This window comes from Actinosynnema sp. NPDC037264 (assembly GCF_055603705.1).
The window spans coordinates 38,461-65,284 of the sequence record NZ_JBVJVK010000008.1 but is presented as its reverse complement, the minus strand read 5'-3'; the positions used below and the strand labels follow the sequence as shown (position 1 = coordinate 65,284).

Below are 26,824 nucleotides of genomic sequence, written 5' to 3'. Positions count from 1 at the left end.
CGCCACCGAAAAACCGATGGCGCGATTTCCGACACACCCCACACACTGCACCGATGACCGATGGGCTGGTGCTGCGGACCGCGCGCCCCGAAGACCTCGAGCAGATCGGCGCGCTGCTCGTCGACCGCGGCGAACCGGCCGACGCCGTCGACCACCGCCTGGTGGTCCAGGACCCGGACGCGGGCTGGGAGGCGTGCGCGGTCGTCGTGGACGGCGACAAGGTCGTGTCCACCGCGACCCTGCTGGACGAGACGCTGGTGCTCGACGGGCTGGAGATCCCGGCGGGCCAGGTCGAGCTGGTCGCCACCGACCGCGCCTACGAGGGCCGCGGGCTGGTGCGCGCGCTGATGGGGTGGGCGCACGAGCGGTCCGCCGCGCGCGGCCAGCTGGTGAACGTGATGCTCGGCATCCCGTACTTCTACCGCCGGTTCGGCTACACGTACGCGATCCCGATCTCGGCCACCCGGCCGGTGACGGGCCGTCCCGACGGCGGTGGGCACGCGTTGCGCGAAGCGGGTGCCGAGGACATCCCGGCGATGGCCCGGCTCCAGGACGCCGAGCAGGCGCGGGCCGACCTGCGGATGCCGCACTCCCCCGGCCTGTGGCGGTGGTTGGTGGCCCGCGACGGCAGCACGCAGTGGCTGGTGGAGCGGGACGGCGTGCCGGTCGCCACGGGTCGCACCACCCCGCCGGACGAAGGCGCGCGGCTGTGCGAGGTGGCGGCCGTCGACGAGGCGGCGGCGCACGCGCTGCTCGCGTTGACCGGTGCCGAGGAGGTGACCGAGCGGCCGGGGTCGGTGGCGGGTGAGGCGCTGGAGCCGTTCCTCGGGCCCGCGGAGCCGGACGCGGCCTCGTACTACGTGCGGATCGGCGACCCGGTGGCGGTGCTGGAGCACCTGCGGCCGGTGTTCGGGCGGCGGTTGCGGGAGGCCGGGCTCGGCGACCGGGAGGGCGAGGCGGTGGTCTCGTTCTACGGGTCGCACGTGCGGCTGCCGTTCAAGGCGGGCGAGGTCGGTCCCGTGGTGGCCGGCGGGCGGATGCAGGCGCCGGGCGCGGCGGGTGGCGGCGGCGTGGCGCCGGACCTGCTGGCGTCGCTGCTGTTCGGCCCGCACGGTCTGCGCGGCCTGACCGCGCGGGAGCCGGACGTGTACCCGGGCCCGAACGCCGAGCTGATGCACGCCCTGTTCCCGCCGGTGCGCGGCGACCTGATGACGTTCTACCTGCCGTAGGTCAGGCGGCGGCCAGGTCAGGGGGCGGCCAGGTCAGGGGGCGGCCAGGTCAGGGGGCGGCCAGGTCAGGGGGCGGCCAGGAACAGCTCGCGCGCCTCGGTGATCGCCCGGGTCAACGCCTCGGGTTCCGGCCGCAGTCCCGCGACGATCTCGTCGACACCGCGCAGTCCGGCCTCCTGCAACAGCCGCTTCTCGTTCGTCGTCCACTGACCGCGTGCGGCGAGCACGGCGTGCGCGGTCTGGAGCGCGGCGGTGACCAGCGTGGCCGCGACCTCGGCCAGCCGGCCGCTCGGCGCGTGCGCGGAGAGGGCGTAGTCCAGCGTCAAGGCCGCCTTCTCGCGCCAGACCGCGGGCGCCGCCGCGCGCAGCGCCTCCGGGTAGGTCGGGCGGGGCAGGTCGCCGCGCAGCACCCGGTGCCGCGCGAGCTCGCCGACGACCAGGTAGCTGGGGATGCCGGCGAGGTGGAACAGCAGCGGCTCCCAGTGGAAGCGGCCCTGCTCGGCCTCGGCGAGTTCGCGCTCGACCACGTCGAGGTCGCGGTAGTGGACGTCGACGCGCCGGCCGTCCACGGTGAGCCAGGCTCCGCCGTTGAAGACGCCGCCGCCCCACTCGCCGATCTCCGAGACCTGCCCCTCCCACCCGACCGCGCGCAGGTCGGCGGGGTCGAAGGCGCCCCGGTAGTAGACGGCGAGGTCCCAGTCGCTGTCCGGGGTGCCGGTGCCTTGGGCACGCGATCCGCCGAGGGTGACGGCGTGCACGGCGGGCAGGGCCGCGAGCCGGTCGGCGACGTGGTCGAGGAACGTTTCGTCGGTCATGGGCACGGCGACATGCATAGCCGCCGGCCGGGGGCCGCGTCAGCCGAATTTCGCGGTCAGAGGGTCGCGAACTCGACTCCCATCGCCACGCCCGCGAGCACGAGCAGCACGCCGGTGGCGGCGAGCGTGCGACGGTAGCCGGTGTCGCCGAGCCTGCGGCGTCCACGTGCGACGAGCAGGGCGATCACGACCTTGCCGCCGACCAGGGTGAGGTAGAACCCGGTCAGCAACGCCACGCCCGCGACCGCTGACGTGCGCCAAGTGGTGATGGTGAGGGGGCCGAGCGCGGTCGCCCACGCGATCCACGGGTGCGGGCTGAGCAGGTTCACCAGCACCGCTCGGCGCAGGGCCGCGGCATCCGGCGGAGGTTGGTCGGGCGAGGGCTGGGCGGTCAGTGAGGCCGAGCGGGCGTCGCGGACGGTCTGCACGCCGGTCCACACGACGAACACCGCGCCGACGACGCCGAGCACGCCCAGCGCCCGCCCCGGCAGGCGGTCCAGCAGGAGCAGGGTCACGGCGACCACGGCGGCGTCCGACAGCAGCGGCGCGCAGGCGGTCAGGGCGCCGGCCCTCCAGCCCGACCGCAGCGCCGACGTCACCACCAGCACCAACAGCGGACCGGGGCTGATGCTCGCGGCCAGGCCGAGGGCCAGTCCCAACCCCAGTGCGTCCACGGCGGCAGACTAGGTCACGTGTCCGAGTTCGCCCGAGTCCTGGCCACCCTGCGGCAGGTCCGCGGCCTCAGCCCGTTCTTCGCCCTGGACGTCGGCCGGCCCGACGACAGCTGGCACGACGGCGTGGCCCTGTCGCACGGCCCCGCCCTGCCCCACGCCCTCGACCGGATCTCCGCCCGGTACCGCACCGGGGAACGGCGGGTCGCCGCGTCGTTGTTCTTCCTCGGCTACACCGCGCGGCTGCTGAGCCCGGTCGTCGCCGCACGCGCGGTCGGCGGGGACGTGCCCGACATCCGCCCGGCCAACCTGTGGTGGCGCTACACCCCCGAAGGGCTCCAGGTCCGGCTCAAGGACCCCGTCGCCGGCGTCGGCATCGCCGAGTCGCTGGAGCCGGTGGTCGAGGCGGTGCACGCGGTCACGCCGGTGGCCCGCGGCCTGCTGTGGGGCAACGCGGGGTCGTCCATGGCGGGCGCGCTGCGCACGATCAGCCGCAGCGGCGTCGACTGCGACGCGCTGGCCGCCGAGCTGTTCGCCGACCCACCGCTCAAGGACACCGGCGAGTTCATCCCGTTCCCCGGCGAGATCGCGTTCCGGCGGCGCAGCTGCTGCCTGTACTACCGGCTCGACGGCGGCGGCACGTGCGGTGACTGCCCGTTGCCGGCTCGTCGGAGGTGAGCGACGACAACTCGTCTGGTCGGTTGTGCCGGCCCTCGATCCACCTCTACGGTCGCAGCGCCGCAGTGGACGGGAAGCCGGTGTGAATCCGGCGCGGTCCTCGCCACTGTGACCGGGGAGCCAACCCGCCGAGAACGTCACTGGCCGCGCTCAGCGGCTGGGAAGACGCGGGGACGGCGTCGATCCGGGAGTCAGGAGACCGGCTGCGGCACGAGTTGTTGTTGACCTTCCACGAGGTATGGAGGAGGCCGTCATGACGAGCCCCGCGCACCCCCTTTCCACTCCCGTCCCCAAGTGGGCCTACGCCGTCGCGCTGGTCGCGTTGACCGTGACCTGGCTGGTCCTGCAGGAGAACGGCATCGCGCTCGGCCACGCCGCCGAGACCGTGCACGAGTTCTTCCACGACGGGCGCCACGCGCTCGGCGTCCCGTGCCACTAGGCGCGGGCGCCATGTCGACGAACACCTACAAGGGCCTGTTGCTGCGCGGTCTCGGCGCGGGCGCGGTGGCCGGGCTGCTCGCGGGCCTGGTCGGCGTGCTGGTGGTCGAGGCGCCGATCCGGGCGGCGCTGGCCGTCGAGCAGGCCCGGCCCGCGGCGCCCGACGCGGGTCACGGGCACGGCGAGCTGTTCAGCCGCGGCACGCAGGTGGTCGGCGGTGTGCTCGCCGCGGTCGTGGTGGGCGTCGCCGTCGGCGCTCTGTTCGCCACCGCCTACGCGGGGTCGCGGCGCTGGTTCGCCTCGAAGGCGCCGTTCGTCCGGGCGGTGGCGCTGTCGGCGGCGGCGTTCGGGGCGGCGGCGCTGCTGCCCGCGGTGAAGTACCCGGCCAACCCGCCGGCGGTGGGCGACCCGGACACGGTCGAGTACCGCACCGTGCTCTACCTGGGGCTGATCGCGGCCGGGCTGCTGGTCGCGGTCGGGGCGAGCTACCTGGCCTCCCGGTTGGGCCGCCTCGGCACGCCGGTCCGGGCCACCGCCGTGGCCTCGGCCGTGGTGGCGGCGGTGGTCGTGCTGCTGGTCGCGTTCCCGGCGACGCCGGACGCCGTGCCGTCCGACCTGCCGGGCAGCGTGCTGTGGGAGTTCCGGCTGGCCTCCCTCGCCGAGACGGCCACGCTGTGGCTCGGCCTCGGCGTCGTGTTCGGCCTGCTGGTCGACCCGGCCACGAGACGGGCCAGGTCGGCCGTCTAGCAGGCTGGTCGGTCTCAGCCGTCCAGCAGCCGGGCGAGCGCCTCCAGGTCCACCCCCACCAGGGACTCCCGGAACACGCGGCGCTCGCCCGGCTCGACCGGCACGTCGCACGGCACGACCAGGACCGTGCAGCCGGCGGCCACGGCGGAGGCGACGCCCGTCGGCGAGTCCTCGATCGCGACGCACCGGGTCGGGTCGACGCCGAGCAGCCGGGCGGCCTTCAGGTACGGCTCGGGCAGCGGCTTGTTGCGGCGGTCCACCTCGTCGCCGCACACCGTGACGTCGAACAGGTCGCGCCCGATGGTGTCCAGCGCGACCTCGGTCAACTGCCGCTCGGTCGACGTCACCAGCGCCATCGGCACGCCCGAGTCGCGGACCGCGCGCAACGCCTCACGCGCGCCCGGCCGCCACGGCAGCCCGGCGCGGAACACCTCCTCGGTGCGCCGCATGATCCACGCCGCGCCGTCGGCGACGTCCTCCTCGGACGGCCGCTCGACGCCCACTTCCGCGAACAGCATCGACATCGTCCGGGGCACGCTCGACCCGACCATCGCCTGCCTGGTCGCGAGAGACAGCGTGCCGCCCAGCTTCTCGACGAACTCGTAGAGCGGGATGTCCCACAGCTTCTCGGAGTCCAGCAGCGTGCCGTCCATGTCCCACAGCACAGCCTCGACCGTCATGTACGTCCTTCGTTGATCACGCGTGGTCGTGTCCTTCACCTGTTCGACGCAAGTATCCCGGACTGTTACGCACGGAGCGTGACCGAGGGTGGGAGGGTCGGCGCCCGGTCCGGCCGGGTCGAGGACGAACCCGGCGCCGTGCCCGGCACGGCCTCACGTGCGAGTTCGGCACCCCGACGTGACAATCCGACGATCTTCTCCGTGACGTCCCGCTCGACGGGATCGGCCCCGAAGGTGTTGGTCTTCACGACGTCCGCGCCGGCTTCGTGGTGGCCGCGGCGGGCTTGGCGCGCGACATCGGACGTGATCACGTCCACGATCTCGTCGCACCCTCGTGACCTGCGAAATCATCGTGGTTCGGATCGGCGGGCCGGGGCTCGGGGCCCGTGACGCCCGCCGTGAGGTGGACGCGGTCGGCGGGCGCGCCCGGGGAAGGCGGCGGGACACGAACCGACATGCGCCAAGCCTACGGCGTCGGGTGTGCGGCAGGGGTCGTAGTCTGGCCGCGTGACCGATCCGGACCAGGCCGCCCAGACCCCCTTCGACCCCAGCAAACCGCTCACCAACCCGATCATGGTGGCGGCGTTCGAGGGGTGGAACGATGCTGGCGACGCCGCCAGCACGGCGATCGAACACCTGCAACTCACGTGGGACGCGACGCCGTTGGCGGAGATCGATCCGGACGACTACTACGACTTCCAGGTGACCCGACCCACCGTCCGACTGGTGGACGGTGTCACCCGACGGGTTGAATTCCCGACGACCCGCCTGTCGGTCTGCCGCCCGCCCGGGTCGTCCACCGACGTGGTGCTCGTGCACGGGATCGAACCGAACATGCGGTGGCGGAAGTTCGCCGCCGAGCTGCTCGGCCACATCGAGGACCTGGGCGTGACCACCGTGGTCACGCTGGGTGCGCTGCTGATGGACACCCCGCACACCCGGCCGGTGCCCGTGACGGGGACGGCGTACGACGAGGCGGCGGCGGCGAAGTACGGGCTGGAGCGGTCGCGGTACGAGGGGCCGACCGGGATCGTCGGCGTGTTCCAGGACCTGTGCGTGCAGGCGGGCGTGCCCGCGATCTCGTTCTGGGCGGCCGTGCCGCACTACGTGTCCCAGCCGCCCTCGCCGAAGGCGACGCTGGCGCTGCTGCACCGGGTCGAGGAGGTGCTGGACGTCGAGGTGCCGCTCGGCGCGCTGCCCGAGCAGGCCGAGGAGTGGGAGCGCACGGTCAGCGAGATGGCCGACGAGGACGAGGACGTGCGCAACTACGTGCGGGCGTTGGAGGAGCGCGGGGACGCGGAGCTCCAGATCACCGAGGCGAGCGGTGACGCGATCGCGGCCGAGTTCGAGCGGTACCTGCGGCGGCGCGGCCGCGGTCCGGGCCGCGGGCCGACCGGGATGTGACTCCGCCCGACCCGACGACCCGGACCTGCCGGACCGCGCGGCTTCGCGGAGGTACTCGCCGAGGGGACCCCTGCTTTTACCCTGCCACGCAGGACCGACGATGTCGCCGGTGAAATCGGCTCCTGTGGACAAGTCCCGGGTCCGGGTCGCGGCGTTGTACGCCGGTGGGTTCCTCGGGCCCTTCGGTGGCGCGATGACGACGTCCGTGCTGCCCGAGGTCGGCGGGGACTTCGGCATCTCCGCCGGCGCGGCGGCGGCCACGCTGACCGGGTACCTGGTGCCGTTCGCGCTGCTCATGCTGGTCTCCGGCACGTTGGGTGAGCGGTGGGGCGCACGACGGACCGTGCGCATCGCGTACGCCGTCTACGTCCTGGCCTCGGCGTTGTGCGCGGTGTCGTGGTCGTTCCCCGCGTTGATGGGCGGGCGGGCCGTGCAGGGTGCGGCCAACGCGTTCACCACTCCCCTGCTGCTGGCCGCGATCGCGGCGGTGACGCCGAAGGCCCGGTTGGGGCGGGCGCTGGGCGTGTTCGCGTCCATGCAGGCCGCCGGGCAGACCTCCGCGCCGTTGCTGGGCGGGTTGGCGGCCGAGGCGTCGTGGCGGTGGGCGTTCGTCGGCGCGGCGGTGGTGGCGGGCGCGTTGGCGGTGGTCGGGTTGCCCGCCGACCTGCCGCGCGACGCCGCACGTCCCCGGCTGCGCAGCGCCTGGCGGGCCCGGACGTTGCGGCCGGCCGCGGTCGGGTTCGTGGCCTGGGGTTGCCTGGGCGGGCTGTCGTTCCTGGTGGCACTGCGGTTGGGTGACTCGTTCGGGTTGAGCGCGGGGCAACGAGGGCTGGTGCTGACCGGGTTCGGGCTGGTCGGGATCTTCACCGCACGGCTGACGGGGTGGTCGATCGACCGGTTCGGCGCGCGGCGGTGGGCGGTGGTCGGCGCGGCGGTCGGCGGGGTGCTGCTGGTCGGCGTCGGCGTGCTGCCGTCGGTGGTCGCGGTCGGGCTGTCGTGGGCGGCGGCGGGCGCGTTCAGCCAGGCGGTGGTCGTCGGGCTGAACGCGCTGGTGCTGTCCTCGGACGAGGCGAACCGGGGCGGGTCGGTGTCGGTGGTGCAGTCGTTGCGGTTCCTGGGTGGCGCGGTGTCGCCGGTGGCGTTCGTGCCGCTGTACGCCCTCGACCCGGTGAGCGCGTTCCTCGTGCCCGCCGGGCTGGTGCTGACCGTCCCGCCCGTCCTGCTGCTCAGCCGCCGGTCACGCCCCTGGCCGGAACCCGGGCGCCGAGGGTGAGCAGCGCCAGCACGCCGGCCGCCAGGTAGAGCGCGGCCTGGCCGTTGAGCAGCGCGGACAGGCCGAGCACGGGCGTGAGGGCGCCGGCGAGCACCATGCCGAGCGCCTGACCGCCGTCGTAGAGGCTGACGAACGTCGCCATCACCCGGCCGCGCACCTCGTCGGAGGCGTGCAACTGGAGCACCGACATCATCCCGGCGCCCGCGATCACGCCCGGCACGCCCACCACCACGAACGCGGCCAGGTAGAACACCAGCGCGGTGGTCACGTGCGGCCCGTTCCAGCCGAGCGCGGCGACCGCGGCGAAGCCGACCAGCGACACGCCCAGGAGCCTGCCGGGCTCGAGCCGGCGGGCCAGCGCGCCGACCAGCAGGCCGCCGAGCAACCCGCCCACCGCCTGCACGCCGCGCAGCAACCCCACCTCGGCCGCCCCGCCGCCGAGCCGTTCGGTCACGAACACCACGAACAGCACCACGAACAGGCCCTGGCCGGTCGCCATCAACACGACCACGGCGACCATCGGCCGCAACGGGCCGCGGATCTCCCGCAGGCCGTCCAGCCAGGCCCGCCACGCGGGTTTCCCCGCCGCACGGACGGGGTCCTCCGTGCCGAGGGTCGCCAGCAGGGCCGCCGCGAGCAGGAACGACGCCACGTCCGCCAGCACCACGCCCGCCAGCCCGGTGTACCCCAGGAGCAGGCCGCCGAGCGAGGCGCCGACCAGCCGCGCCAGGTTGGCGTTCAGGCCCACCAGCCCGTTGGCCGCCGGCACCTGGTCCCGCGGCACCAGCGTAGGCAGCAACGCGTTCTTGGCCGGTTCGAACAACGCCGCCAACGCGGCCTGCACCGCCGTGACCACGTTCACCAGCACCAGGTCGCCGGTCAGCAGCGGCAGCAGGGCGACCGCCTGCGCGAGGCTCACCAGCAGCATCAGCTTCCGCCGGTCCCACCGGTCGGCCAGCACGCCGGCCAGCGGCGACAGCGCCAGGCTCGGCAGCAGCGCCACCACGAACGTCGTCGCGGTCGCCGCCGCCGAGCCGGTGCGCTGGTACACGTAGACCGGGAGCGCGACCAGCAGCACCCAGTCGCCGATCTCGGAGACGAACCCGGCGACCCACAGCCGGCGGAACGCGGGCACACCCAGCGGCCCGTTCACCGCGGGAACGCCCGGATCCCGACGTGCGCGGGCAGCGCCCCCTCGGGCACGTCCCGGCGCACCGGCACCAGGTACGGCCGCAGGATGTCGTCGATCATGCCGAGCAGGCCGGAGAGCTCCTCGGCGGTCACGTTGACCGTGTAGCCGTGCATCGCGGAGGCTTCCAGCCACTCGCGCGGCAGCTCGTGCTGCCGGTCCAGGAAGCGCTGGACCAGCCGGTTGTCCTCGTTGAGGCCCAACGCGATCAGCGCGTCCTGCTGGGTGCGCACCTCCGGGTCGTCGTCGAACGCGCCGACGTCGTAGCCGACCGAGGTGGCCCGCCACGGCCGTTCCCGCCCGTCGCCCGCCTCGACCCGTTCGACGAAACCGGACTTCGCCAGCTGCCGCAGGTGCCAGCTGCAGTTGGAGGCGGTCGACCCGACCGCCTCGGCGCACTCGCTCGCCGTGCGGGGACCGAACGCCAGCAGGTGGTTCAGCAGCGACACGCGCAGCGGGTGCGCCATCGCCTTCAGCGCGTCGGCATCGGTGACCCGTCGGGGCCCTGGGAGATCCATGGCCCCGACGGTATACCTGAAAGAGTTCTTTCGAAAGAGTCCTTTCAGATCCTCAGCCGACGTCCCGCCGCCGGAACCCGACGAAGCCGACCGCCACCAGCGCCGCCGCGACCAGCGTCAACCACAGCAGCGGCGTCGCGGTCACGTCCGCGCCCGGAACCTTGGGGATGTGCGTGAACGGCGAGAGGTCCATGGCCCACTGGTCGAGCTGGAGCAGCGGCCCGAGCTGGCCGAGCACCAGGAACACCACGATCACCGCCCAGCTCGCCGACGCCAGCTTCGGCGCCAGCGCGAACAGCGCCAGCGCGAGGCCCGCGACCACCCAGACCGCCGGGACGTGCGTCAACGCCGCGCCGACCAACCGCACGACCTGGCCGCCGACGTCCCCGACGCGCGCGCCGTGCACCAGCCCCGCGCCCAGGCCCGCGGCGGCCAGCACGACGGCCGTGCCGACGGTCGCGAACAGCAGGTGGCCGCCGACCCACGCGAACCGGCTGACCGGCGTGGCCAGCACCGGCTCGGCCCGGAACTCGGTCTCCTCGGTGCGCAGCCGCAACGTCGACTGCACCACGTAGATCGCGCTGAACAGGGCGATGATGCCGATGATCGACGCCAGGTAGACGTCGACGATCGCGCCGGCGCCGCCCAGCTGCGCGATGATCTTCTGCAACGCCGGGTTGGCCTCCAGCATCTGCTCGACGCCGCGCGCGACCGACCCGTAGACGGCGCCGAGCACGAACAGGCTCAGCGTCCAGCCGATCAGCATGCCCCGCTGCAACCGCCAGGCCAGGCCGAACGCGCTGCCCAGCGAGCCGGGCGCGCGGGCCGGGCCGAGCCGGGTGGGCAGCAGGCCGCCGCCGAGGTCGCGCTTGGTCACCAACGTCGACGCGACCGCGATCAGCACCGCGAACAACGCCACCGGCAGCAGCAGCACCCAGTACCGGTCGCCCGCGAACGCCCTCGTCAGCTCCAGCCACCCCAGCGGCGACAGCCAGGTCAGCCACGTCGGCCCCTCGTCGCCCGCCGCGTCGCCGACGGCCCGCAGCAGGTAGGCGACACCGAGCACGGCGCCGGAGATCGAGTTGGCCGTGCGCGCGCTCTCCGACAGCTGCGCGCTGACCGCGCCGACGCCGGTGAACACCCAGCCGACGGACGCGAACGCGAGGCCGAGCGCGAACGACCCGGACGCCGACTCGCCGAGACCGGTCAGGCCGAGCGCGACGAGCAGGCCGATCACGGTGCTCGCCAGCAGCGCCACCACCACGGCGGCGGCCAGCGGCGCGTGCCGGGAGACGACGGCCGAGCCGATCAGCTCCAGCCGGCCCGACTCCTCCTCCGCCCTGGTGTGCCGGGTGACCAGGAACAGGCACATCAGGCCGACGAGCAGCGCGCCGAACACGCCCCACCGCCAGGCCAGCACGCCGCCGGTCGTCGACGCGTCGTAGAGCGGGCCGAGCATGGCCAGGAACGCCGGGTTGCTGCCCGCCGTCGCGCCCAGCTGCTGCCGCGACTCGGGCGAGCCGTACAGCTCGCCGACGGTCGACGCGGTCGACAGCGTGATGCCGACCAGGCCGAGGGTCCAGACGGCCAGCAGCAGCCGGTCGCGGCGCAGCGCCAGGCGCACCAGCGAGCCGAGGCCGGTCACGACGACATCGCCCCCTCGGCCTGCCCGGCGGGCAGCTCGTCCTCGTAGTGGCGCAGGAACAGCTCCTCCAGCGTGGGCGGCTGGCTGGTCAGCGTGCGGACCCCGCTGCCGACCAACGCGCGCAGCGCCGCGTCCAGGTGGTCGGTGTCGACCTCGAACCGCACCCGGTTCCCCTCGACCACCAGGTCGTGCACGCCGGTCAGCCCGGCCAGCCCGGACGGCTCGCCGACCACCTCGGCGGAGACGCTGGTGCGGGTGAGGTGGCGCAGGTCGGCCAACGTGCCGGTCTCGACGGTGCGGCCGTTGCGGATGATGCTGACCCGGTCGCACAGCGCCTCGACCTCGGCCAGGATGTGGCTGGACAGCAGCACGGTCCGCTCGCCGCGCAGCTCGTTCACCGCCTCCTGGAACACGGCCTCCATCAGCGGGTCGAGCCCGGAGGTCGGCTCGTCCAGGATCAGCAGCTCCACGTCCGAGGCCAGCGCCGCGACCAGGGCCACCTTCTGCCGGTTGCCCTTGGAGTAGGCGCGGCCCTTCTTGCGCGGGTCCAGCTCGAAGCGCTCCAGCAGCTCGGCGCGGCGCTTCTCGTTCAGCCCGCCGCGCAGCCTGCCCAGCAGGTCGATCACCTCGCCGCCGGTCAGGTTCGGCCACAGGCTCACGTCGCCGGGCACGTAGGCGAGCCTGCGGTGCAGCTCGGCCGTGTCGCGCCACGGGTCGCCGCCCAGCAGCGACGCGGAGCCCGCGTCGGCGCGCAGCAGGCCCAGCAGGACGCGGATGGTGGTTGACTTGCCCGACCCGTTGGGGCCGAGGAAGCCGTGCACCTCCCCCTCGCGGACGGTCAGGTCGAGACCGTCGAGCGCACGCGTCGGGCCGAAGGTCTTGACCAGGCCCGACACGGATATGGCAGCAGTCATGGACGGTAAGTTACAGTCATTTCACAAAGTCGTGAAGTTAAGGAAGCGTATAAACTGCCACCCGGTCAGCGGACCTCGAAGGGATGATCCGGCGGTGACACAGGTGGACGAGCGGGACGACCAGGCCGTGCTGCGCTTCATCGAGCGCTTCTCCTCGGTGTTCACCGAGTCCGGCATGGCGAGGATGCCCGCCAGGGTGTTCGTCGCGCTGCTCGCCGCCGACTCCGGCGAGATGACCTCCGCCGAGCTGGCCGACCTGCTGCGCGTCTCCCCCGCCGCCATCTCCGGCGCGGTCCGGTACCTCACCCAGGTCGGCCTGGTGAGCCGGGAGCGGGAGACGGGCACGCGCCGCGACATCTACCGCGTGCTCGACGACCTCTGGTACGAGGCGCTGTTCCGCCGCGACGAGATGCTCCGCCGGATGACCGGGCCGCTCAAGGAGGGCATCAGCGCGCTCGGCGCCGACACGCCCGCGGGCAGGCGGATCACCGAGACCCTCATGTTCTTCGAGTTCTTCCACGCCGAGCTGCCGAACATGCTCAAGCACTGGCGGACGTACCGGGACGAGCGACTGGGCGCGCCGGGTTCACCCGACCGGCCCTCCGAACCCTCGTGATCGTGCTGGATCGAACCTGATTCGACGTAGTTACGACTATCGGCGCTAACGGGCGACCGGTTTTGTCCCGACCATGCATGTGACCAGGTCGCTCCACCCGTTCGCGCGGACGTTCCCATCCCCTGCATCGCACGGCCGACCGGCGCACCCGCCCGGCACGGCCGCGCAGCCCTGCCCAAAGGGAGAACCCTCCATGGGAGACGCCCGAACCACCAGAAGACTGGCCGTGCTCGGCCTGGCCGCCGTGTCGGCCGCCGCGCTGGCCTTCGCGAACGTCGGCGTGGCGGCGGCCGAGGGCGACGTGCTCGGCGCCGAGCGCGCCGACGCCGTCCCCGGCTCCTACATCGTGGCCCTCAACGACGCGTCGTCGCCGAGATCCGCCTCCGCCTCGACCGCGTCCTCGCTGGTCGACAAGTACGGCGGCCAGGTCCGCGTGGCCTGGCAGCACGCGCTCAACGGCTTCCACGCCACCATGTCCGCGGCGCAGGCCAGGCGCCTGGCCGCCGACCCGCGGGTCGCGTTCGTGCAGGCCGACCTGCCGATCTCGATCGACGCGGTCCAGCCGAACCCGCCGTCGTGGGGCCTGGACCGCATCGACCAGCGCAACCTGCCGCTGGACAGCGCCTACAACTACGCCACGACCGCGAGCAACGTGCGGGCGTACATCATCGACACGGGCATCCGGACGACCCACTCCGACTTCGGCGGCCGGGCGACCTGGGGCACCAACACGGTCGACACGAACAACACCGACTGCAACGGCCACGGCACCCACGTCGCCGGCACCGTCGGCGGCACCGCGCACGGCGTCGCCAAGGGCGTGCGGCTGATCGCGGTCAAGGTGCTCAACTGCGCCGGCTCCGGCACCACGGCGGGCGTGGTGAACGGCGTCAACTGGGTCACCCAGAACGCCGTCAAGCCCGCGGTCGCCAACATGTCGCTCGGCGGCGGCGTCGACACCGCCCTGGACACCGCGGTGCGCAACTCCATCGCCGCGGGCATCACCTACGCGGTCGCGTCGGGCAACTCCAACGCCAACGCGTGCAACTACTCCCCGGCGCGGGTCGCCGAGGCGCTGAGCGTGAACGCGTCCACCAACACCGACGCGCGCGCCTCGTTCTCGAACTACGGCACCTGCACCGACCTGTTCGCGCCCGGCCAGAACATCACCTCGGCGTGGATGACCAACGACACCTCCACGAACACGATCAGCGGAACGTCGATGGCCTCGCCGCACGTCGCCGGCGCCGCCGCGCTGTACCTGGCGGACAACCCGACCGCGACCCCGCCGACGGTGAACGCGGCGATCGTCGCCGCCGCCACCTCCGACAAGGTCACCAGCCCGGGCACCGGCTCGCCGAACAAGCTGCTGTTCACCGGCACGTCGACCCCCGGCGGCCCGGCCGTGACCAACCCGGGCAACCAGTCGACCGTCGTCGGCACGGCGGTCAGCCTGCAGCTGTCCGCGAGCGGCGGCACCGCGCCGTACACGTTCTCGGCCACCGGCCTGCCGGCCGGCCTGTCGATCAGCTCCTCGGGCCTGGTCAGCGGCACGCCGACGGCCACCGGCACGTCCTCGGTGACGGTGACGGCGACCGACTCGGCGTCGCGCACCGGCAGCACCACGTTCACGTGGACGGTCACGTCCACCGGCGGGTCCTGCGACGCGGTCACCAACGGCACCGACGTGACGATCGGCGACAACTCCGACGTGAGCAGCCCGATCGCGCTGACCTGCGCCACGAACGCCTCGGCGACCACGAGCGTGCAGGTCGACATCGTGCACACCTACATCGGTGACCTCGTCGTCGACCTGGTCGCGCCGGACGGCACGGTGTACAACCTGCACAACCGCAGCGGTGGCGGCACCGACAACATCAACCGCACCTTCACCGTGAACGCCTCCTCCGAGGCCGCCGCGGGCACCTGGAAGCTGCGCGTCCGCGACCAGGCGTACCTGGACACGGGCTACATCAACAGCTGGACGCTCGACGTCTGAGCGTGACGTGACCGGCGGGGCCGCCCCACTTCGGGACGGCCCCGTTCGCGTGTCGCCACTACGCGCGGCAGGAGGTGCGGGCGGGTCCGGTCAAGCCCCTTCCGCGGGGCTTTAGAGCTCCACGCCGAGCAGCGAGTCGGCCGCGGCGCGGAACAGGGTCGGGCCCGTGTGGTCCGAGCCGCCGGTCGAGAGGGCCTCGGCCGCCCACGCGTCCAGCGCGGCCAGCGCCTTGGGCGTGTCGAGGTCGTCGCCGAGGTGGTCGCGCAGGCGGGCGACGGTGGCGACCGCGCTCGGCCCCGTCGACAGGGCCGCCGCGAGCCGCCACTTCGCGAGCCTCGCCTCGGCCTCGGCCAGCAGGCGGTCGCTCCACGTCCGGTCGGTGCGGTAGTGGCCCGCGAACAACGCCAGCCGCACCGCGTTCGGGTCGACCTTCTGCGCCCGCAGCTTGGACACGAAGACCAGGTTGCCGCGCGACTTGGACATCTTCTCGCCGTCCAGCCCGATCATGCCCGCGTGCACGTAGTGCCGGGCGAACGGGTGCTCGCCGGTCGCCGCCTCGGCGTGCGCGGCGGAGAACTCGTGGTGCGGGAAGATCAGGTCCGACCCGCCGCCCTGCACGTCGAACGACGTGCCGAGCCGGTTGAGCGCGATGGCGCTGCACTCGATGTGCCAGCCGGGGCGGCCGGGGCCCAGCTCCGACGGCCACGACGGCTCGCCCGCCCGGGCGGCGCGCCACAGCAGCGCGTCCAGCGGGTGGCGCTTGCCGGGCCGGTCCGGGTCGCCGCCGCGCTCGGCGAAGTACTTGGCCATCGTCTCCAGGTCGTAGTTCGACTCGTAGCCGAACCGCCCGGTCGCCGTGTGGTCGAAGTAGACGTCCGGGTGCTCGGGGTCGTCGACCCGGTACGCCGCGCCGCCGGCCAGCAGCTTCCCGATGACCTCGACCACCTCGGGGATCGCGTCGACCGCGCCCACGTAGTCGCGCGGCGGCAGCACCCGCAGGCTCACCATGTCCTCGCGGAACAGCGCGGTCTCCCGCATGCCCAGGACCACCCAGTCGTCCTGGTCGCGCTCGGCCCGCTCCAGCAGCGGGTCGTCGATGTCGGTCACGTTCTGCACGTAGTGCACGTCGTGGCCGTTGTCCAGCCACACCCGGTGGACCAGGTCGAACGCCAGGTAGGTGGCCGCGTGCCCGAGGTGCGTGGCGTCGTACGGGGTGATGCCGCAGACGTACAGCCTGGCGGTGGCGCCGGGGGCGGTCGGGCGCACCTCACCGGTGGCGGTGTCGAACAGCCGCAACGGGCGCGGCTCCCCCGCTACCCGCGGGACAGGAGTGGATGACCAGGTCTGCATGTGAACGACCCTAACTCGCCGGTCGGACGGGCCACGAAGCGTCCGCACCGCGGGACGCGGGCGTACCCTCTGACCAGGGGACCTGGGAGATGGTCGCGATGATCCTGGACATCGTCATCGGCGCGCTGGGCCTGTTCGCCGTCGGCCTCGCGAGCAGCGCGCGCATCGTCAAGCAGTACGAGCAGGGCCTGGTGTTCCGCTTCGGCAGGGTGCGACCGGCGCTGCGCGGGCCGGGGCTGACCATGGTCGTGCCGGGCATCGACCGGCTGCGGAAGGTGAACCTCCAGATCGTCACCCAGCCCATCCCGGCTCAGGACGGCATCACCCGCGACAACGTCACCGTGCGCGTGGACGCCGTCGTGTACTTCAAGGTGGTCGACGCGGTGCGCGCCGTCGTCACGGTCGAGGACTACCGGTTCGCCATGCTCCAGGTCGCGCAGACGTCGTTGCGCTCGATCATCGGCAAGAGCGAGCTCGACGACCTGCTGTCCAACCGGGAACGCCTCAACCAGGGCCTGGAGCTGATGATCGACAACCCGGCGGTGTCCTGGGGCATCGAGATCGACCGGGTCGAGATCAAGGACGTGGCGCTGCCGGAGAGCATGAAGCGGTCCATGTCGCGGCAGGCCGAGGCGGAGCGGGAGCGGCGGGCGCGCATCATCACCGCCGACGGCGAGCTGCAGGCGTCGAAGAAGCTGTCCGAGGCCGCCGCGGCCATGTCCGCCACGCCAGCCGCGCTGCAGCTCAGGCTGCTGCAGACCATCGTCGAGGTGGCGGCGGAGAAGAACTCGACCCTGGTGCTGCCGTTCCCGGTCGAGTTGCTCCGCTTCCTCGAACGGGCGTCGGGCGCGATAGAACAGCAGGTCACGGTGCCCAAGCAGGGCTGAGCGTTTGCCCCGTGCGACGGACGGGGGGACGATGTGGTCTGGCTCACGTCGTCAGGACGAGGGAGGCGGCATGACCGCGCTCAAGCCGGAACCGGTGATCACCCACCCGGGTGCGGCCCGACGACGGTCCAAGGGCTCGGTGCTGCTGGGGCTGCTCCGCACGACCGACCCGAAGCAGATCGGGATCCTCTACCTGGTCACGTCGTTCATGTTCTTCATGGTCGGTGGCGTGATGGCCCTGCTCATCCGCGGCGAGCTGGCCCGGCCGGGGCTCCAGTTCCTGTCCAACGAGCAGTACAACCAGCTGTTCACCATGCACGGCACGATCATGCTGCTGCTGTACGCGACGCCGATCCTGTTCGGTTTCGCCAACTACATCCTGCCGCTGCAGATCGGCGCGCCGGACGTGGCGTTCCCCCGGCTCAACGCGTTCTCCTACTGGCTGTTCCTGTTCGGCGGGCTGACTGTGATGGCCGGGTTCCTCACGCCCGGCGGCGCGGCGGACTTCGGCTGGACCGCCTACACGCCGCTGAGCAGCGCCATCCACAGCCCCGGCATCGGACCGGACCTGTGGATCATGGGGCTGGCGGTGTCCGGCCTCGGCACGATCCTCGGCGGGGTCAACATGGTGACGACGGTGTGCTGCCTGCGCGCGCCCGGCATGACCATGTTCCGGATGCCGATCTTCACCTGGAACATCTTCGTCACCAGCATCCTGATCCTGCTGGCGTTCCCGATCCTGACCGCCGCGCTGATGGGCCTGGCCGCCGACCGGCACCTCGGCGCGCACGTGTTCGACCCCGCCAACGGCGGCGTGATCCTGTGGCAGCACCTGTTCTGGTTCTTCGGCCACCCCGAGGTCTACATCGTCGCGCTGCCGTTCTTCGGGATCGTGTCGGAGATCTTCCCGGTGTTCAGCCGCAAACCGCTGTTCGGCTACAAGGGACTGGTCTTCGCCACGTTCGCGATCGCGGCGCTGTCGGTGGCGGTGTGGGCGCACCACATGTTCGCCACCGGAGCGGTGCTGCTGCCGTTCTTCTCGCTGATGACGTTCCTGATCGCGGTGCCGACGGGCATCAAGTTCTTCAACTGGATCGGCACCATGTGGAAGGGGTCGATCACCCTGGAGACGCCGATGCTGTTCAGCATCGGGTTCCTCATCACGTTCCTGCTCGGCGGGCTGACGGGCATCATCCTGGCCTCGCCGCCGCTGGACTTCCACGTCACCGACACGTACTTCGTGGTGGCCCACTTCCACTACGTGCTGTTCGGCACGATCGTGTTCGCCACCTACGCGGGCCTGTACTTCTGGTTCCCCAAGATGACCGGGCGGATGCTGAACGAGCCGCTGGGCAAGCTGCACTTCTGGACCACGTTCCTGGGCTTCCACGGCACGTTCCTGATCCAGCACTGGCTCGGCAACATCGGCATGCCCCGCCGGTACGCCGACTACCTGCCCGGCGACGGCTTCACCCTGATGAACACGATCTCCACGATCGGGGCATTCCTGCTGGGCGCGTCCGTGCTGCCGTTCGTGTGGAACGTGCTGCGCAGCTACCGGTTCGGCGACCCGGCCGAGCGCGACGACCCGTGGGGCTTCGGCAACTCCCTCGAATGGGCGACGACGTGCCCGCCGCCGCGGCACAACTTCACCGAGCTGCCGCGGATCCGGTCCGAGCGGCCGGCGTTCGAGCTGCACTACCCGCACATGGTGGAGCGGATGCGCGACGAGTCCCACTTCTCGCTGCGGCCCGGCAAGCACCGGGTCGAACCCGACGCCACGACCGAGAAGGCCCTCGCCTCGACCGAGCGGGAGCGCGGGACGAAGGACGAGGTCAAGGAGGACCGGCAGGACTGAGCCGGCCGCATTGTCGGGCGTTCGCCTGATAGTCGGGCACCTGGTTGCTTCCCTACGGTGATGTGTCCCAGTCGGGACGGGGTTTCCGGACGACCGTTGGGGAGGACCTCGGATGTCACGAGGCAGAACGGCACGGCTGCGTGCCGCCGTGAGCGCTTGCCTGGCCGCCGCGGCCGGGCTGGTGGTGTTCGCGTCACCGGCGCAGGCCGCGCCCGCGTTCCAGTTGCCGTTCGAGTGCGGGCAGGAGTGGCGGCTGGACACGTGGGCGCACAGCCCCGCGCTGGACATGGTGCGCGAGCCGAACCAGGTGGGCACCCTGGGCGCGGCGCTGCTGGCGCCGGCGGCCGGCACGGTGAACAAGTCCACCTACCACGACAACGCCGGCCACATGATCCAGATCAACCACGGCGGCGGCCACTTCACCACCTACCTGCACCTGGACTCGCGTGCGGTCGGGGTCGGGGCGCGGGTCGCCCGGGGTCAGCTGATCGGCCGGGTCGGCAAGAGCGGCCCCACCTCCAACGGCCACCCGCACCTGCACTACGAGCAGGGCTTCGACGCGAACGGCGACGGCAGCGCCACCTGGGGCTTCGCCGGCGCGGAACGCGTGGCGGCGACGTTCGACGGGGTCACCTACACCGGGGCCTCGAGGACCTGGCGTGACGTCACGAGCCGCAACTGCCAGGAGGAGCCCGACCTCGAACGGGTGTCGGACTTCAGCGGCGACGGCCACTCCGACGTGCTGGGCGTCAACGCCGCAGGCGACCTGCTCTACTACCCCAACAACGGCCTCGCACTCTCCACGCCCAAGCAGATCGGCCACGGCTGGGGCTCGTTCTCCCAGGTCACGGCCGCGGACTTCAGCGGCGACGGGAACGCGGACGTGCTCGGCGTCAGCGCCGCGGGCGACCTCCTCTACTACCCGAACAACGGCCTGGCGCTCTCGTCACCGAAGCAGATCGGGCACGGCTGGGGCTCGTTCTCCCACGTCATGGCAGCCGACTTCAGCGGCGATGGCCACGCCGACGTGCTCGGCGTCAACGCCGCCGGCGACCTGCTCTACTACCCCAACAACGGCCTCGCACTCTCCACGCCCAAGCAGATCGGCCACGGCTGGGGCTCGTTCAGCCACGTCATGGCAGCCGACTTCAGCGGCGACGGACACGCCGACGTGCTCGGCGTCAACGCCGCAGGCGACCTCCTCTACTACCCGAACAACGGCCTGGCCCTCTCCACGCCCAAGCAGATCGGCCACGGCTGGGGCGCGTTCAAGCAGGTCTTCGCGTCCGACTTCAGCGGTGACGGGCACGCCGACGTGCTCGGCGTCGACGCCGCAGGCGACCTGCACTACTACCCGAACAACGGCCTGGCGCTCTCGTCACCGAAGCAGCTCGGACACGGTTGGGGCGCGTTCCCGCACGTGATGTGACCTCCGGGGGTGGCGCGGACCCGGCCGGGGACGCGCCACCCTCCCGTCAGCGGCGCTTGCGGGACCGCAGGTAGTCGCTGACCACGGCCGCGCCCAGGCCGTCCTCGCCGGGTGCGACGACCCGGCCGCCGGACCGCCGGGCCACCGTGTCGACGAACCTGGTCAGCCTCGGGTCGTCGCCGAGCCGGAACACCGTGATCGACGCGCCGAGCCGGGCCAGGTTGTCGACCTCGACCAGGGTCTTGCCGATGGTCCGCGGCAGCGGCGGGTACTGGAACTCGGCGTCGCCGGTCGCCTCCAGGTGCGCGGTCGGCTCGCCGTCGGTGACCACCAGGACCACCGGCTGCGCGTCGGGGTGCTTGCGGACGTGCCGCCCCGCCAGCAGCAGCGCGTGGTGCAGGTTCGTGCCCTGCTCCCACACCCCTTCCAGGGCGGTGAGCCGGCCGATGTCGACGGTCTCGGCGTGCCGGCCGAACGTGATCAGCTCCAGCGCGTCGGTGCGGAACCTGGTCCGCACCAGGTGGTGCAACGCCAGCGCGGTGCGCTTCATCGGCACCCACCGGCCGTCCTGCACCATCGACCAGGACGTGTCCACGCACAGCGCGACCGCCGCTCGTGACCGCTGCTCGGTCTCGCTCACCTCGACGTCGACCACGTCGAGCTCGACCGGGCCGCCCGCCGACCGCAGCACGGCGTTGGTGACGGTCCGCGGCACGTTCCACGGCTCGGTGTCCCCGAACCGCCACGGCCGGGTCGACCCGATCAGCTCACCGGCCGCGCCGGCGGACGAGTTGTCCCGCTGACCCTGCTCGCGGGCGCTGTCGAGCACGCCGCGCAACGCCGTCTCGCCCAACCGCCGCAACGCCTTCGGCGTCAGCCGCAGCGAGCCGTCCGGCGCGCGTTCCAGCAGGTTCTGCGACCGCAGCTCGCGTTCCAGCTCGGCCAGCCGCCGCGCGTCGACGCCCGCCTCCGCGCCGAGCTGCCGGACCAGCGCCTCCAGGTCGATGTCCTCCAGCCGCGCGCCGGGGTAGCCCTGCGAGAGCTGCTCGGCCAACGCGTCCAGCTCGGCCAGGTCCGCCATCGCCTGGGCGCCCTCGCCCAGCCCCAGCGGGTTGTCGCCGCGGAACCGGGCCGAACCGTTCCAGTCCTCGCCGGGCCGCAGCCCTTGCAGCAGGGCGTCCAGCTGGGACAGTTGCGAGCCGACGCCCGAGTTGCCGAACGCCTGCTGCGACAACGACGACAGCTCCTGGCGCTGCTCCTCGGACATCGAGTTCATCATGCGCTGGGCGGCGGCGGACCGGGCGGCCAGCGCGTCGATCAGCTCGTCGACCGACTCCGGGTTCTCCGGGAAGAACTCGCCGTGCTCGCGCATGAACCGCTCGAACCGCTCGCCCGTGTCCTCGCCGGCGGCGTGCGCGGCGAGCAGGCCGTTGAGGTCGTCCAGCATGGACTGGATGCGCTGCACGTCCTCGGGCCGGACGTTCTCCATGGCCTGCTTCATGCCCTGGAAACGCTGGTCCATCAGCTCGCGGCCGAGCAGGTTGCGGATCTGCTCGTAGGACTCACGGGCCTGCGGGGAGCGCCAGTCGTACTCGGCCAGCTCGCTCACGGCCGCCGCGGTCGACTGCGGCAACGCGTCCAGCCGGGCCTCGCGGAACCGCGCCTCGTCGTCCGGGTCGGGGAACAGCGCGGCCCGTTCGGCGGCCAACGCCTCCTCCAGCAGCCGCTGGATCTCCTGCAACGTGCCGTCGAGCCGGTGACGCCGGGTCAGCGCGGCGCGCTTCTGCCACAGCCGGGCGGTCAGGTCGTCCAGGCCGCGGGTGCCGGGCAGGCCCCGGCGCAGCAGCTCGCGCAGCGCCGAGGCGGGTGAGGAGCCCTCCATGACCTCGCGGCCGAGCTCGTCCATGGCCGCGCGCAGGTCGGTCGGCGGGGCGAGCGGGTCGGGCCCGTCGACGTACCGGCCGTACCGGTAGGCGCTCATCCGTACACCGTCCGGTCGTCGTCGCTGTCCTTGGACAGCTGACGGGTGAGGTAGAGCGATTCCAACGCCAGCTCGACGGCCGACGCGATGCGTCCCGCCGGGTCCTTGGGCCCGGCGCCGACCCGCTGCGCCACGTCGTGCAGCAAGGGCAGTTCGGGCAGCGCGGCCAGCATGTCGCCGGGGTGCACGCGTTCACCGGTGGCCACGGGGTGGCCGTCGGACACCAGCTCGGCCAGCGGCCGCAGGTCGATCCCCGCGAACGTGGACCGCGCCGCGTCCGCGGTCGCCCGGCGCAGCAGGTGGACCAGCACCTCCTGCTCGCGGCCCTCCTCGCCGGCCTCGAACTCCAGCTTGCCGCGCAGCACCTCCGTGACCGACTCCAGGTCGACCGGGCGGGCGATGGGCGGGTTCTCGCCGATCAGCGCGCTGCGGCGCAGGGCGCTGGCGGCCACCGTCTCCGCCGCCGCGACCGCGAACCTGGCCGACACGCCGGAGCGCTGGTCGATCGCGGACGACTCGCGCAGGTGCCGCACGAACCGAGCGATGACCTCCAGCAGGTGGTCGCCGACCTCGGCGACCAGGTGGGCCTCCTGGCGGACCAGCTCGACCTCGGCGCCGATCTCCAGCGGGTAGTGGGTGCGGATCTCCGCGCCGAAGCGGTCCTTGAGCGGCGTGATGATCCGGCCGCGGTTGGTGTAGTCCTCGGGGTTGGCGGTGGCGACGAGCAGGACGTCCAGCGGGAGCCGCAGCGTGTAGCCGCGGATCTGGATGTCGCGTTCCTCCATCACGTTCAGCAGCGCGACCTGGATGCGTTCGGCCAGGTCGGGCAGCTCGTTGACGGCGATGACGCCGCGGTGGGAGCGGGGCAGCAGGCCGTAGTGGATGGTCTCCGGGTCGCCGAGGCTGCGGCCCTGGGCGACCTTGACCGGGTCGACGTCGCCGACCAGGTCGCCGACGCTCGTGTCCGGGGTGGCGAGCTTCTCGGCGAACCTCTCGTCCCGGTGCTTCCAGGTGACGGGGAGCTCGTCGCCGAGTTCCTCCGCGCGGCGCTTCGACTCGGGGGTGATGGGGTCGAGCGGGTGCTCGTTCAGCTCGGCGCCCTCGATCACCGGGGTCCACTCGTCGAGCAGGCCGACGATGGTGCGCAGGAGCCGCGTCTTGCCCTGTCCCCGTTCGCCGAGGAGCACCACGTCGTGCCCCGCGAGGAGGGCGCGCTCCAGCTGCGGCAGGACGGTGCGGTCGAAGCCGACGATGCCGGGCCACGGGTCGCGGCCGTCGCGGAGGGCGGCCAGGAGGTTCTCCCGGATCTCGGCCTTGACCCCGCGCGGCAGATGACCGGCCGCGCGGAGGGCGCCTGCGGTGGTGGGAAGGTCAGAGGTCACTCCACCGAAGTTACGCACTGGCGGGCCGTCGGTCGACGTGAACCCACTCCACCTCGGGTTTCGCCCCTGGTGGACGCTTCGGCCCCGCGAATTGTCGGACCCTTCTGGGAGAATGAGAACAGGGGTCCCCTGGGCGGGGACTCTTGCGAAGCATCGGCGGGTTCAGCCGAGTCGGACGGTTCAGCGGGCCAGGGTGAGCAGGACCGTTCGGGTCGCCTCGTCGTCCAGGTAGGCGATGGCGGCCATCGGGGCCAGGGCTCGGCACCACTCGTGCAGCCGGTCGGGGTCCAGGGCGGCCTCCTCGGCCACAGCGGTCGCGCGTTCAGCCACGCCTTCGTGGCCCACACCGGCCAGGGCGTAGTCCACGACGTCGAAGCACGGGTCGCCCACGCACGGCCGCGGGTCGATGGCCATCAGGAGGTCTCCGCCGCTCAGGACGTTGCCCAGGTGGAGATCACCGTGCAGCAGCACGTGCGGCTGGGTGTCGAGCAGTGCCCGGCAGCGGTCCAGGGCCCGGGTCCACGTCTGCTGCGGGATGTGGGCGGCCACCGCGGGGTCGGCCAGGCGGCGGCCGATGCGGGTGTAGGCCTCCTCACAGCGGGCGCGCAGGGTCAGCCACCGCCGTCCCCCGGTCGGCGCGGTGTGCAGCGCGGCCACCAGGTCGGCCCACTCCCGCGGTGCCGGCGGGGCCGGCAGTTCGTCGGCCGGGGTCCCGGGTCGGACCTCCTCCATCAGCACCGTTCCGTCCGCCTCGGCCAGTACCGCCGGCACGCGGCCGGACGGGGCGAAGTGCCGCAGCACCGACGCCTGCTCGGCCAGGAACACCGGGTCCGGGCTCAGCTTCAGCACCAGCGGCGCGTCCCCCCGCGCGCACGCCACCACGACCGACGAAGCACCCGGCGGCATCACCTCGCCCAAGGTGAGGTCCCAGCGGGCGGCGGCCTCGGCCGCCTGCTCCGGCACGCGCGCGCACCACTCGGCCACCGAAGGGCCGAACCTCAGGGTCAACCGCTCGGTGATCTCCTCGACGTCCACCCGTGCCACGGTAGGGGCGGGCACAACCGGATCAACGCCCGTAGGCGACGCCCGGGGTGGGCGCCGCCTACGGTGTGCAGAGCTGTTCAGTTGTCGTGCCGGTCAGCCTGTGGTCACAGCGCCGGGTAGGCGTTGGCCATGAGCTGCTGGAACTGGGCCGAGAACCAGTGGCCCGAGAGCGGCGCGTCGGCGAGAGCACCCGACGGGTTGTTGCCGTTGCGGATGTTGCCACCGTAGGTCGGGTCGCACATCCGGTCGAGGCGCTTGCCCTCGTCGTTCGGGATCTCGCTGGACGCACCGTCGGACTCGCCCGGCGGCTTGATCCAGACGTAGGCGTCGATGCTCGGCTTCGGCGCGGCCTTGGGCCGCTCGCCCAGACCGGCGCCGGCCTGGTTGCACCAGTTGCCCTTCTGGTAGCGGCGGTCGATGCGCGACTCGTTCACGTAGGCGTCCGCGGTGGTCGCGGTCGACTTCGCGGTGGGCCGGTTCGGGCCGCCCCAACCGTTGCGCGAGGTGTCGATCAGCATGCCGATGCTGCTGTCGAAGCCCTGCTTGACGAGCTCGGCGCGCATCGCCGTGGCGAAGCCCAGCTCACCGTTGAAGTCGTTCCAGTCGACCCACTTGGCGTTCTCCTTCACCGGGCGACCGCCGACCAGGTCGTCGACCGTCCAGTACGGCTCCTCCAGCGCGGAGTAGTTCGCCGTGTTGGTGGCGAAGCCGTGGACCTTCTCCTTGGTGGCGCCGTTCTTGCCCAGGATCGCCGCGAACTGCTTCGCCGAAGCGTAGAAGTTGTCGTACTCGGGAACCGTGTCGCCCCACCCGATCCAGCCGTGGTGGCCGGAGTCGAGGTAGTTGTAGACGTTCGGGATGTCACCCAGCTTGCCGACGGCGTACGAGACGCCCTCGACGTAGTTGCCGTTCGCCTTCATCGTGTCGCAGGCCGGCACGGCCGTGGCACGCGGGGACACGTTGGTGACGAGGTTCGGCAGCGAGTCGATCTCGATGACCGCGACGATGCGCAGCTTCGAGTACTTCGGGTTGCTGACGATGCTCGTGATCTTGTCGATGTACTCGGTCTTGTAGCGACCGATCTCTGTCGGGCCCAGCTCACCGGCGGAGGCCAGCGCGGCGCAGTCGCGACCGGGCAGGTTGTAGACGACGAACTGGAAGACCAGCTCGCCGTCCGAACGCGCGGCGCGCTGCTTCTCGGCCTCGTCGAGGTGGGCGGCCAGGCCCATGCTGCCGGTCGTGGGCGAGCCGTTGCCCTCGATCGCGCTGGTCCGGTCCAGCCACACCGCGGTGGGCTGGTTCGCGATCCGCGAGCCACCCGCCTCGGCGGCGGCGCGAGCCGACCACTGCGGGTTGACGTACACGCCCGCGCCCACGTACGGGTTGTCCACCCTCGGACCGCCCGGGTTGTTGCCCGTGGTGGTGGTCGTGGTCGTGGTGCTGGTCGTCGTGCTCGTGGTCGTGCTGGTGGTGGTGGTGGTCGTCGTCGTGTCGATCGACCCCGTGCACACCGTGCCGTTCAGCCGGAACTGCGTGGGCACCGGGTTGGACCCGGTCCACGAGCCGTTGAAGCCGGGCGTCACCGACGCGCCGGTGCCGAGGTTGCCGGCCCAAGAGGGGTTGCGGACCGTCACGCGCGTCCCGGACTGGGAGAACGTGCCGTTCCAACCCTGCTGGACCCGCTGGCCGGCGGCGAAGTCCCACTCCAGCGTCCAACCGCCGGAAATGGCGTCACCCAGGTTGGTGACCGTGACGTTGGCGCCGAATCCGCCTTGCCACTGGTTCGTGATCTGGTACGCCACCCGACAACCGGGTGCGGCGTTGGCGGTGGCGGTCGAAGCCACCACCCCGGCAACGGACAGTGCCGCCACCGAGGTCACCGCCAATGCCCCGGTCAGTTTCCGGGAGCGTACGAATGTGCGCAGACTCATGCATCGCCTCCTTGCGAGCAACCCGCCATCTGGGAGCGCTCCCAGTGATTCGCCGAATCGGGATTCGACGCGAGACCGAAACAGCTTCCTGGGAGCGCTCCCAGACGTACCGTAACGCACGACACCGCGTGTTGACGAGGGGTTGA

The 26,824-nt window shown here is 72.3% G+C and carries 24 protein-coding genes and 1 riboswitch; of the genes, 11 read left to right on the top strand and 13 right to left on the bottom strand.

All coding sequences use genetic code 11. The features are described 5' to 3' along the window. The first annotated feature begins 53 nt into the window (after positions 1-53). On the top strand, positions 54-1,229 hold the full coding sequence (locus tag ACZ7GX_RS12385; RefSeq protein ID WP_498775807.1) for a GNAT family N-acetyltransferase: 1,176 nt from the start codon (positions 54-56) through the stop codon (positions 1,227-1,229). 65 nt (positions 1,230-1,294) lie between these two features. Here the strand turns inward: ACZ7GX_RS12385 and ACZ7GX_RS12380 are convergent, their stop codons facing one another. After that, on the bottom strand, positions 1,295-2,044 hold the full coding sequence (locus ACZ7GX_RS12380) for a nucleotidyltransferase domain-containing protein (RefSeq protein ID WP_498775805.1): 750 nt from the start codon (positions 2,042-2,044) through the stop codon (positions 1,295-1,297). A gap of 56 nt (positions 2,045-2,100) precedes the next feature. Further along, positions 2,101-2,718, bottom strand: a complete 618-nt coding sequence (locus tag ACZ7GX_RS12375; RefSeq protein ID WP_498775803.1) for a LysE family translocator — start codon at positions 2,716-2,718, stop codon at positions 2,101-2,103. Between the two features lie 18 nt (positions 2,719-2,736). Between ACZ7GX_RS12375 and ACZ7GX_RS12370 the strand changes: the two genes are divergently transcribed. From ACZ7GX_RS12370 to ACZ7GX_RS12360, 3 genes are all read left to right on the top strand, one after another. Beyond that, positions 2,737-3,393, top strand: a complete 657-nt coding sequence (locus tag ACZ7GX_RS12370) for a (2Fe-2S)-binding protein (protein ID WP_498775801.1) — start codon at positions 2,737-2,739, stop codon at positions 3,391-3,393. A 38-nt stretch (positions 3,394-3,431) separates the two neighbouring features. Then, a riboswitch (cobalamin riboswitch) is annotated at positions 3,432-3,615 on the top strand. A 31-nt stretch (positions 3,616-3,646) separates the two neighbouring features. Next, positions 3,647-3,832, top strand: coding sequence for a CbtB domain-containing protein (locus tag ACZ7GX_RS12365; RefSeq protein ID WP_498775799.1), 186 nt, complete (start codon positions 3,647-3,649; stop codon positions 3,830-3,832). Positions 3,833-3,843: 11 nt separating this feature from the next. Then, positions 3,844-4,578 carry a CbtA family protein gene (locus ACZ7GX_RS12360; RefSeq protein ID WP_498775797.1) on the top strand — a complete coding sequence of 245 codons (735 nt, stop codon included), beginning with the start codon at positions 3,844-3,846 and terminating at the stop codon, positions 4,576-4,578. Positions 4,579-4,592: 14 nt separating this feature from the next. Here the strand turns inward: ACZ7GX_RS12360 and ACZ7GX_RS12355 are convergent, their stop codons facing one another. After that, entirely contained in the window at positions 4,593-5,258 is a 666-nt protein-coding gene (locus ACZ7GX_RS12355; protein WP_498775795.1) for an HAD family hydrolase, read from the bottom strand. A gap of 65 nt (positions 5,259-5,323) precedes the next feature. After that, positions 5,324-5,575: a homocysteine S-methyltransferase family protein gene (locus ACZ7GX_RS12350; protein ID WP_498775793.1), complete on the bottom strand. Its 252-nt coding sequence runs from the start codon at positions 5,573-5,575 to the stop codon at positions 5,324-5,326. Positions 5,576-5,765: 190 nt separating this feature from the next. On the opposite strand from ACZ7GX_RS12350, the gene ACZ7GX_RS12345 reads away from it, so the two are divergent. After that, entirely contained in the window at positions 5,766-6,662 is an 897-nt protein-coding gene (locus tag ACZ7GX_RS12345; RefSeq protein ID WP_498775791.1) for a PAC2 family protein, read from the top strand. Positions 6,663-6,771: 109 nt separating this feature from the next. Continuing rightward, positions 6,772-7,935: an MFS transporter gene (locus tag ACZ7GX_RS12340; RefSeq protein ID WP_498775789.1), complete on the top strand. Its 1,164-nt coding sequence runs from the start codon at positions 6,772-6,774 to the stop codon at positions 7,933-7,935. On the opposite strand, the gene ACZ7GX_RS12335 is transcribed toward ACZ7GX_RS12340, so the two are convergent. The 4 genes from ACZ7GX_RS12335 to ACZ7GX_RS12320 are packed head-to-tail and all read right to left on the bottom strand — an operon-like array spanning position 7,889 to position 12,201. Beyond that, positions 7,889-9,088 (bottom strand): MFS transporter, encoded by a 1,200-nt coding sequence (locus ACZ7GX_RS12335; RefSeq protein WP_498775787.1) that lies wholly within the window; start codon positions 9,086-9,088, stop codon positions 7,889-7,891. The genes ACZ7GX_RS12340 and ACZ7GX_RS12335 overlap by 47 nt on opposite strands. Beyond that, on the bottom strand, positions 9,085-9,642 hold the full coding sequence (locus ACZ7GX_RS12330; RefSeq protein WP_498775785.1) for an ArsR/SmtB family transcription factor: 558 nt from the start codon (positions 9,640-9,642) through the stop codon (positions 9,085-9,087). The genes ACZ7GX_RS12335 and ACZ7GX_RS12330 overlap by 4 nt, the downstream gene beginning before the upstream one ends. A 52-nt stretch (positions 9,643-9,694) precedes the next feature. Beyond that, positions 9,695-11,287 carry an ABC transporter permease gene (locus ACZ7GX_RS12325; RefSeq protein ID WP_498775783.1) on the bottom strand — a complete coding sequence of 531 codons (1,593 nt, stop codon included), beginning with the start codon at positions 11,285-11,287 and terminating at the stop codon, positions 9,695-9,697. After that, complete coding sequence (locus tag ACZ7GX_RS12320; protein ID WP_498775781.1) at positions 11,284-12,201, bottom strand: ABC transporter ATP-binding protein; 918 nt, start codon at positions 12,199-12,201, stop codon at positions 11,284-11,286. Before ACZ7GX_RS12320 ends, ACZ7GX_RS12325 begins: the two co-directional genes overlap by 4 nt. A gap of 94 nt (positions 12,202-12,295) precedes the next feature. On the opposite strand from ACZ7GX_RS12320, the gene ACZ7GX_RS12315 reads away from it, so the two are divergent. Both ACZ7GX_RS12315 and ACZ7GX_RS12310 read left to right on the top strand, forming a co-directional pair. Further along, positions 12,296-12,817 carry a GbsR/MarR family transcriptional regulator gene (locus tag ACZ7GX_RS12315; protein ID WP_498775778.1) on the top strand — a complete coding sequence of 174 codons (522 nt, stop codon included), beginning with the start codon at positions 12,296-12,298 and terminating at the stop codon, positions 12,815-12,817. A 193-nt stretch (positions 12,818-13,010) separates the two neighbouring features. Then, positions 13,011-14,816, top strand: a complete 1,806-nt coding sequence (locus ACZ7GX_RS12310) for a S8 family peptidase (protein ID WP_498775776.1) — start codon at positions 13,011-13,013, stop codon at positions 14,814-14,816. 111 nt (positions 14,817-14,927) lie between these two features. On the opposite strand, the gene mshC is transcribed toward ACZ7GX_RS12310, so the two are convergent. After that, positions 14,928-16,166 carry a cysteine--1-D-myo-inosityl 2-amino-2-deoxy-alpha-D-glucopyranoside ligase gene (gene mshC / locus ACZ7GX_RS12305; protein ID WP_498775774.1) on the bottom strand — a complete coding sequence of 413 codons (1,239 nt, stop codon included), beginning with the start codon at positions 16,164-16,166 and terminating at the stop codon, positions 14,928-14,930. 98 nt (positions 16,167-16,264) lie between these two features. On the opposite strand from mshC, the gene ACZ7GX_RS12300 reads away from it, so the two are divergent. The 3 genes from ACZ7GX_RS12300 to ACZ7GX_RS12290 all read left to right on the top strand — a co-directional run bounded on the left by ACZ7GX_RS12300 (position 16,265) and on the right by ACZ7GX_RS12290 (position 20,340). Beyond that, on the top strand, positions 16,265-17,053 hold the full coding sequence (locus ACZ7GX_RS12300; protein WP_498776124.1) for an SPFH domain-containing protein: 789 nt from the start codon (positions 16,265-16,267) through the stop codon (positions 17,051-17,053). A gap of 70 nt (positions 17,054-17,123) precedes the next feature. Next, a complete protein-coding gene (ctaD, locus tag ACZ7GX_RS12295) occupies positions 17,124-18,911 on the top strand; it encodes an aa3-type cytochrome oxidase subunit I (RefSeq protein ID WP_498775772.1) in 1,788 nt (595 codons plus the stop codon). 112 nt (positions 18,912-19,023) lie between these two features. Then, positions 19,024-20,340: an FG-GAP-like repeat-containing protein gene (locus ACZ7GX_RS12290; RefSeq protein ID WP_498775770.1), complete on the top strand. Its 1,317-nt coding sequence runs from the start codon at positions 19,024-19,026 to the stop codon at positions 20,338-20,340. Between the two features lie 46 nt (positions 20,341-20,386). Here the strand turns inward: ACZ7GX_RS12290 and ACZ7GX_RS12285 are convergent, their stop codons facing one another. The 4 genes from ACZ7GX_RS12285 to ACZ7GX_RS12270 form a co-directional block, all read right to left on the bottom strand. Beyond that, on the bottom strand, positions 20,387-22,321 hold the full coding sequence (locus ACZ7GX_RS12285) for a vWA domain-containing protein (protein WP_498775768.1): 1,935 nt from the start codon (positions 22,319-22,321) through the stop codon (positions 20,387-20,389). After that, positions 22,318-23,703 carry a sigma 54-interacting transcriptional regulator gene (locus ACZ7GX_RS12280; RefSeq protein WP_498775766.1) on the bottom strand — a complete coding sequence of 462 codons (1,386 nt, stop codon included), beginning with the start codon at positions 23,701-23,703 and terminating at the stop codon, positions 22,318-22,320. The genes ACZ7GX_RS12285 and ACZ7GX_RS12280 overlap by 4 nt, the downstream gene beginning before the upstream one ends. A gap of 180 nt (positions 23,704-23,883) precedes the next feature. Then, positions 23,884-24,738, bottom strand: a complete 855-nt coding sequence (locus tag ACZ7GX_RS12275) for a phosphotransferase (protein WP_498775764.1) — start codon at positions 24,736-24,738, stop codon at positions 23,884-23,886. A 113-nt stretch (positions 24,739-24,851) separates the two neighbouring features. Continuing rightward, a complete protein-coding gene (locus tag ACZ7GX_RS12270) occupies positions 24,852-26,678 on the bottom strand; it encodes a glycoside hydrolase family 6 protein (protein ID WP_498775762.1) in 1,827 nt (608 codons plus the stop codon). Positions 26,679-26,824: the final 146 nt, after the last annotated feature.

What these genes read in the sequence shown, in the direction of transcription:
- ACZ7GX_RS12385 (WP_498775807.1), top strand. Translation starts at nt 54, where the DNA reads ATGACCGATGGGCTGGTGCTGCGGACCGCGCGCCCCGAAGACCTCGAG.
- ACZ7GX_RS12380 (WP_498775805.1), bottom strand. Translation starts at nt 2,044, where the DNA reads ATGACCGACGAAACGTTCCTCGACCACGTCGCCGACCGGCTCGCGGCC.
- ACZ7GX_RS12365 (WP_498775799.1), top strand. Translation starts at nt 3,647, where the DNA reads ATGACGAGCCCCGCGCACCCCCTTTCCACTCCCGTCCCCAAGTGGGCC.
- ACZ7GX_RS12360 (WP_498775797.1), top strand. Translation starts at nt 3,844, where the DNA reads ATGTCGACGAACACCTACAAGGGCCTGTTGCTGCGCGGTCTCGGCGCG.
- ACZ7GX_RS12355 (WP_498775795.1), bottom strand. Translation starts at nt 5,258, where the DNA reads ATGACGGTCGAGGCTGTGCTGTGGGACATGGACGGCACGCTGCTGGAC.
- ACZ7GX_RS12330 (WP_498775785.1), bottom strand. Translation starts at nt 9,642, where the DNA reads ATGGATCTCCCAGGGCCCCGACGGGTCACCGATGCCGACGCGCTGAAG.
- ACZ7GX_RS12320 (WP_498775781.1), bottom strand. Translation starts at nt 12,201, where the DNA reads ATGACTGCTGCCATATCCGTGTCGGGCCTGGTCAAGACCTTCGGCCCG.
- ACZ7GX_RS12310 (WP_498775776.1), top strand. Translation starts at nt 13,011, where the DNA reads ATGGGAGACGCCCGAACCACCAGAAGACTGGCCGTGCTCGGCCTGGCC.
- mshC (WP_498775774.1), bottom strand. Translation starts at nt 16,166, where the DNA reads ATGCAGACCTGGTCATCCACTCCTGTCCCGCGGGTAGCGGGGGAGCCG.
- ACZ7GX_RS12300 (WP_498776124.1), top strand. Translation starts at nt 16,265, where the DNA reads ATGATCCTGGACATCGTCATCGGCGCGCTGGGCCTGTTCGCCGTCGGC.
- ctaD (WP_498775772.1), top strand. Translation starts at nt 17,124, where the DNA reads ATGACCGCGCTCAAGCCGGAACCGGTGATCACCCACCCGGGTGCGGCC.
- ACZ7GX_RS12290 (WP_498775770.1), top strand. Translation starts at nt 19,024, where the DNA reads ATGTCACGAGGCAGAACGGCACGGCTGCGTGCCGCCGTGAGCGCTTGC.
- ACZ7GX_RS12285 (WP_498775768.1), bottom strand. Translation starts at nt 22,321, where the DNA reads ATGAGCGCCTACCGGTACGGCCGGTACGTCGACGGGCCCGACCCGCTC.
- ACZ7GX_RS12270 (WP_498775762.1), bottom strand. Translation starts at nt 26,678, where the DNA reads ATGAGTCTGCGCACATTCGTACGCTCCCGGAAACTGACCGGGGCATTG.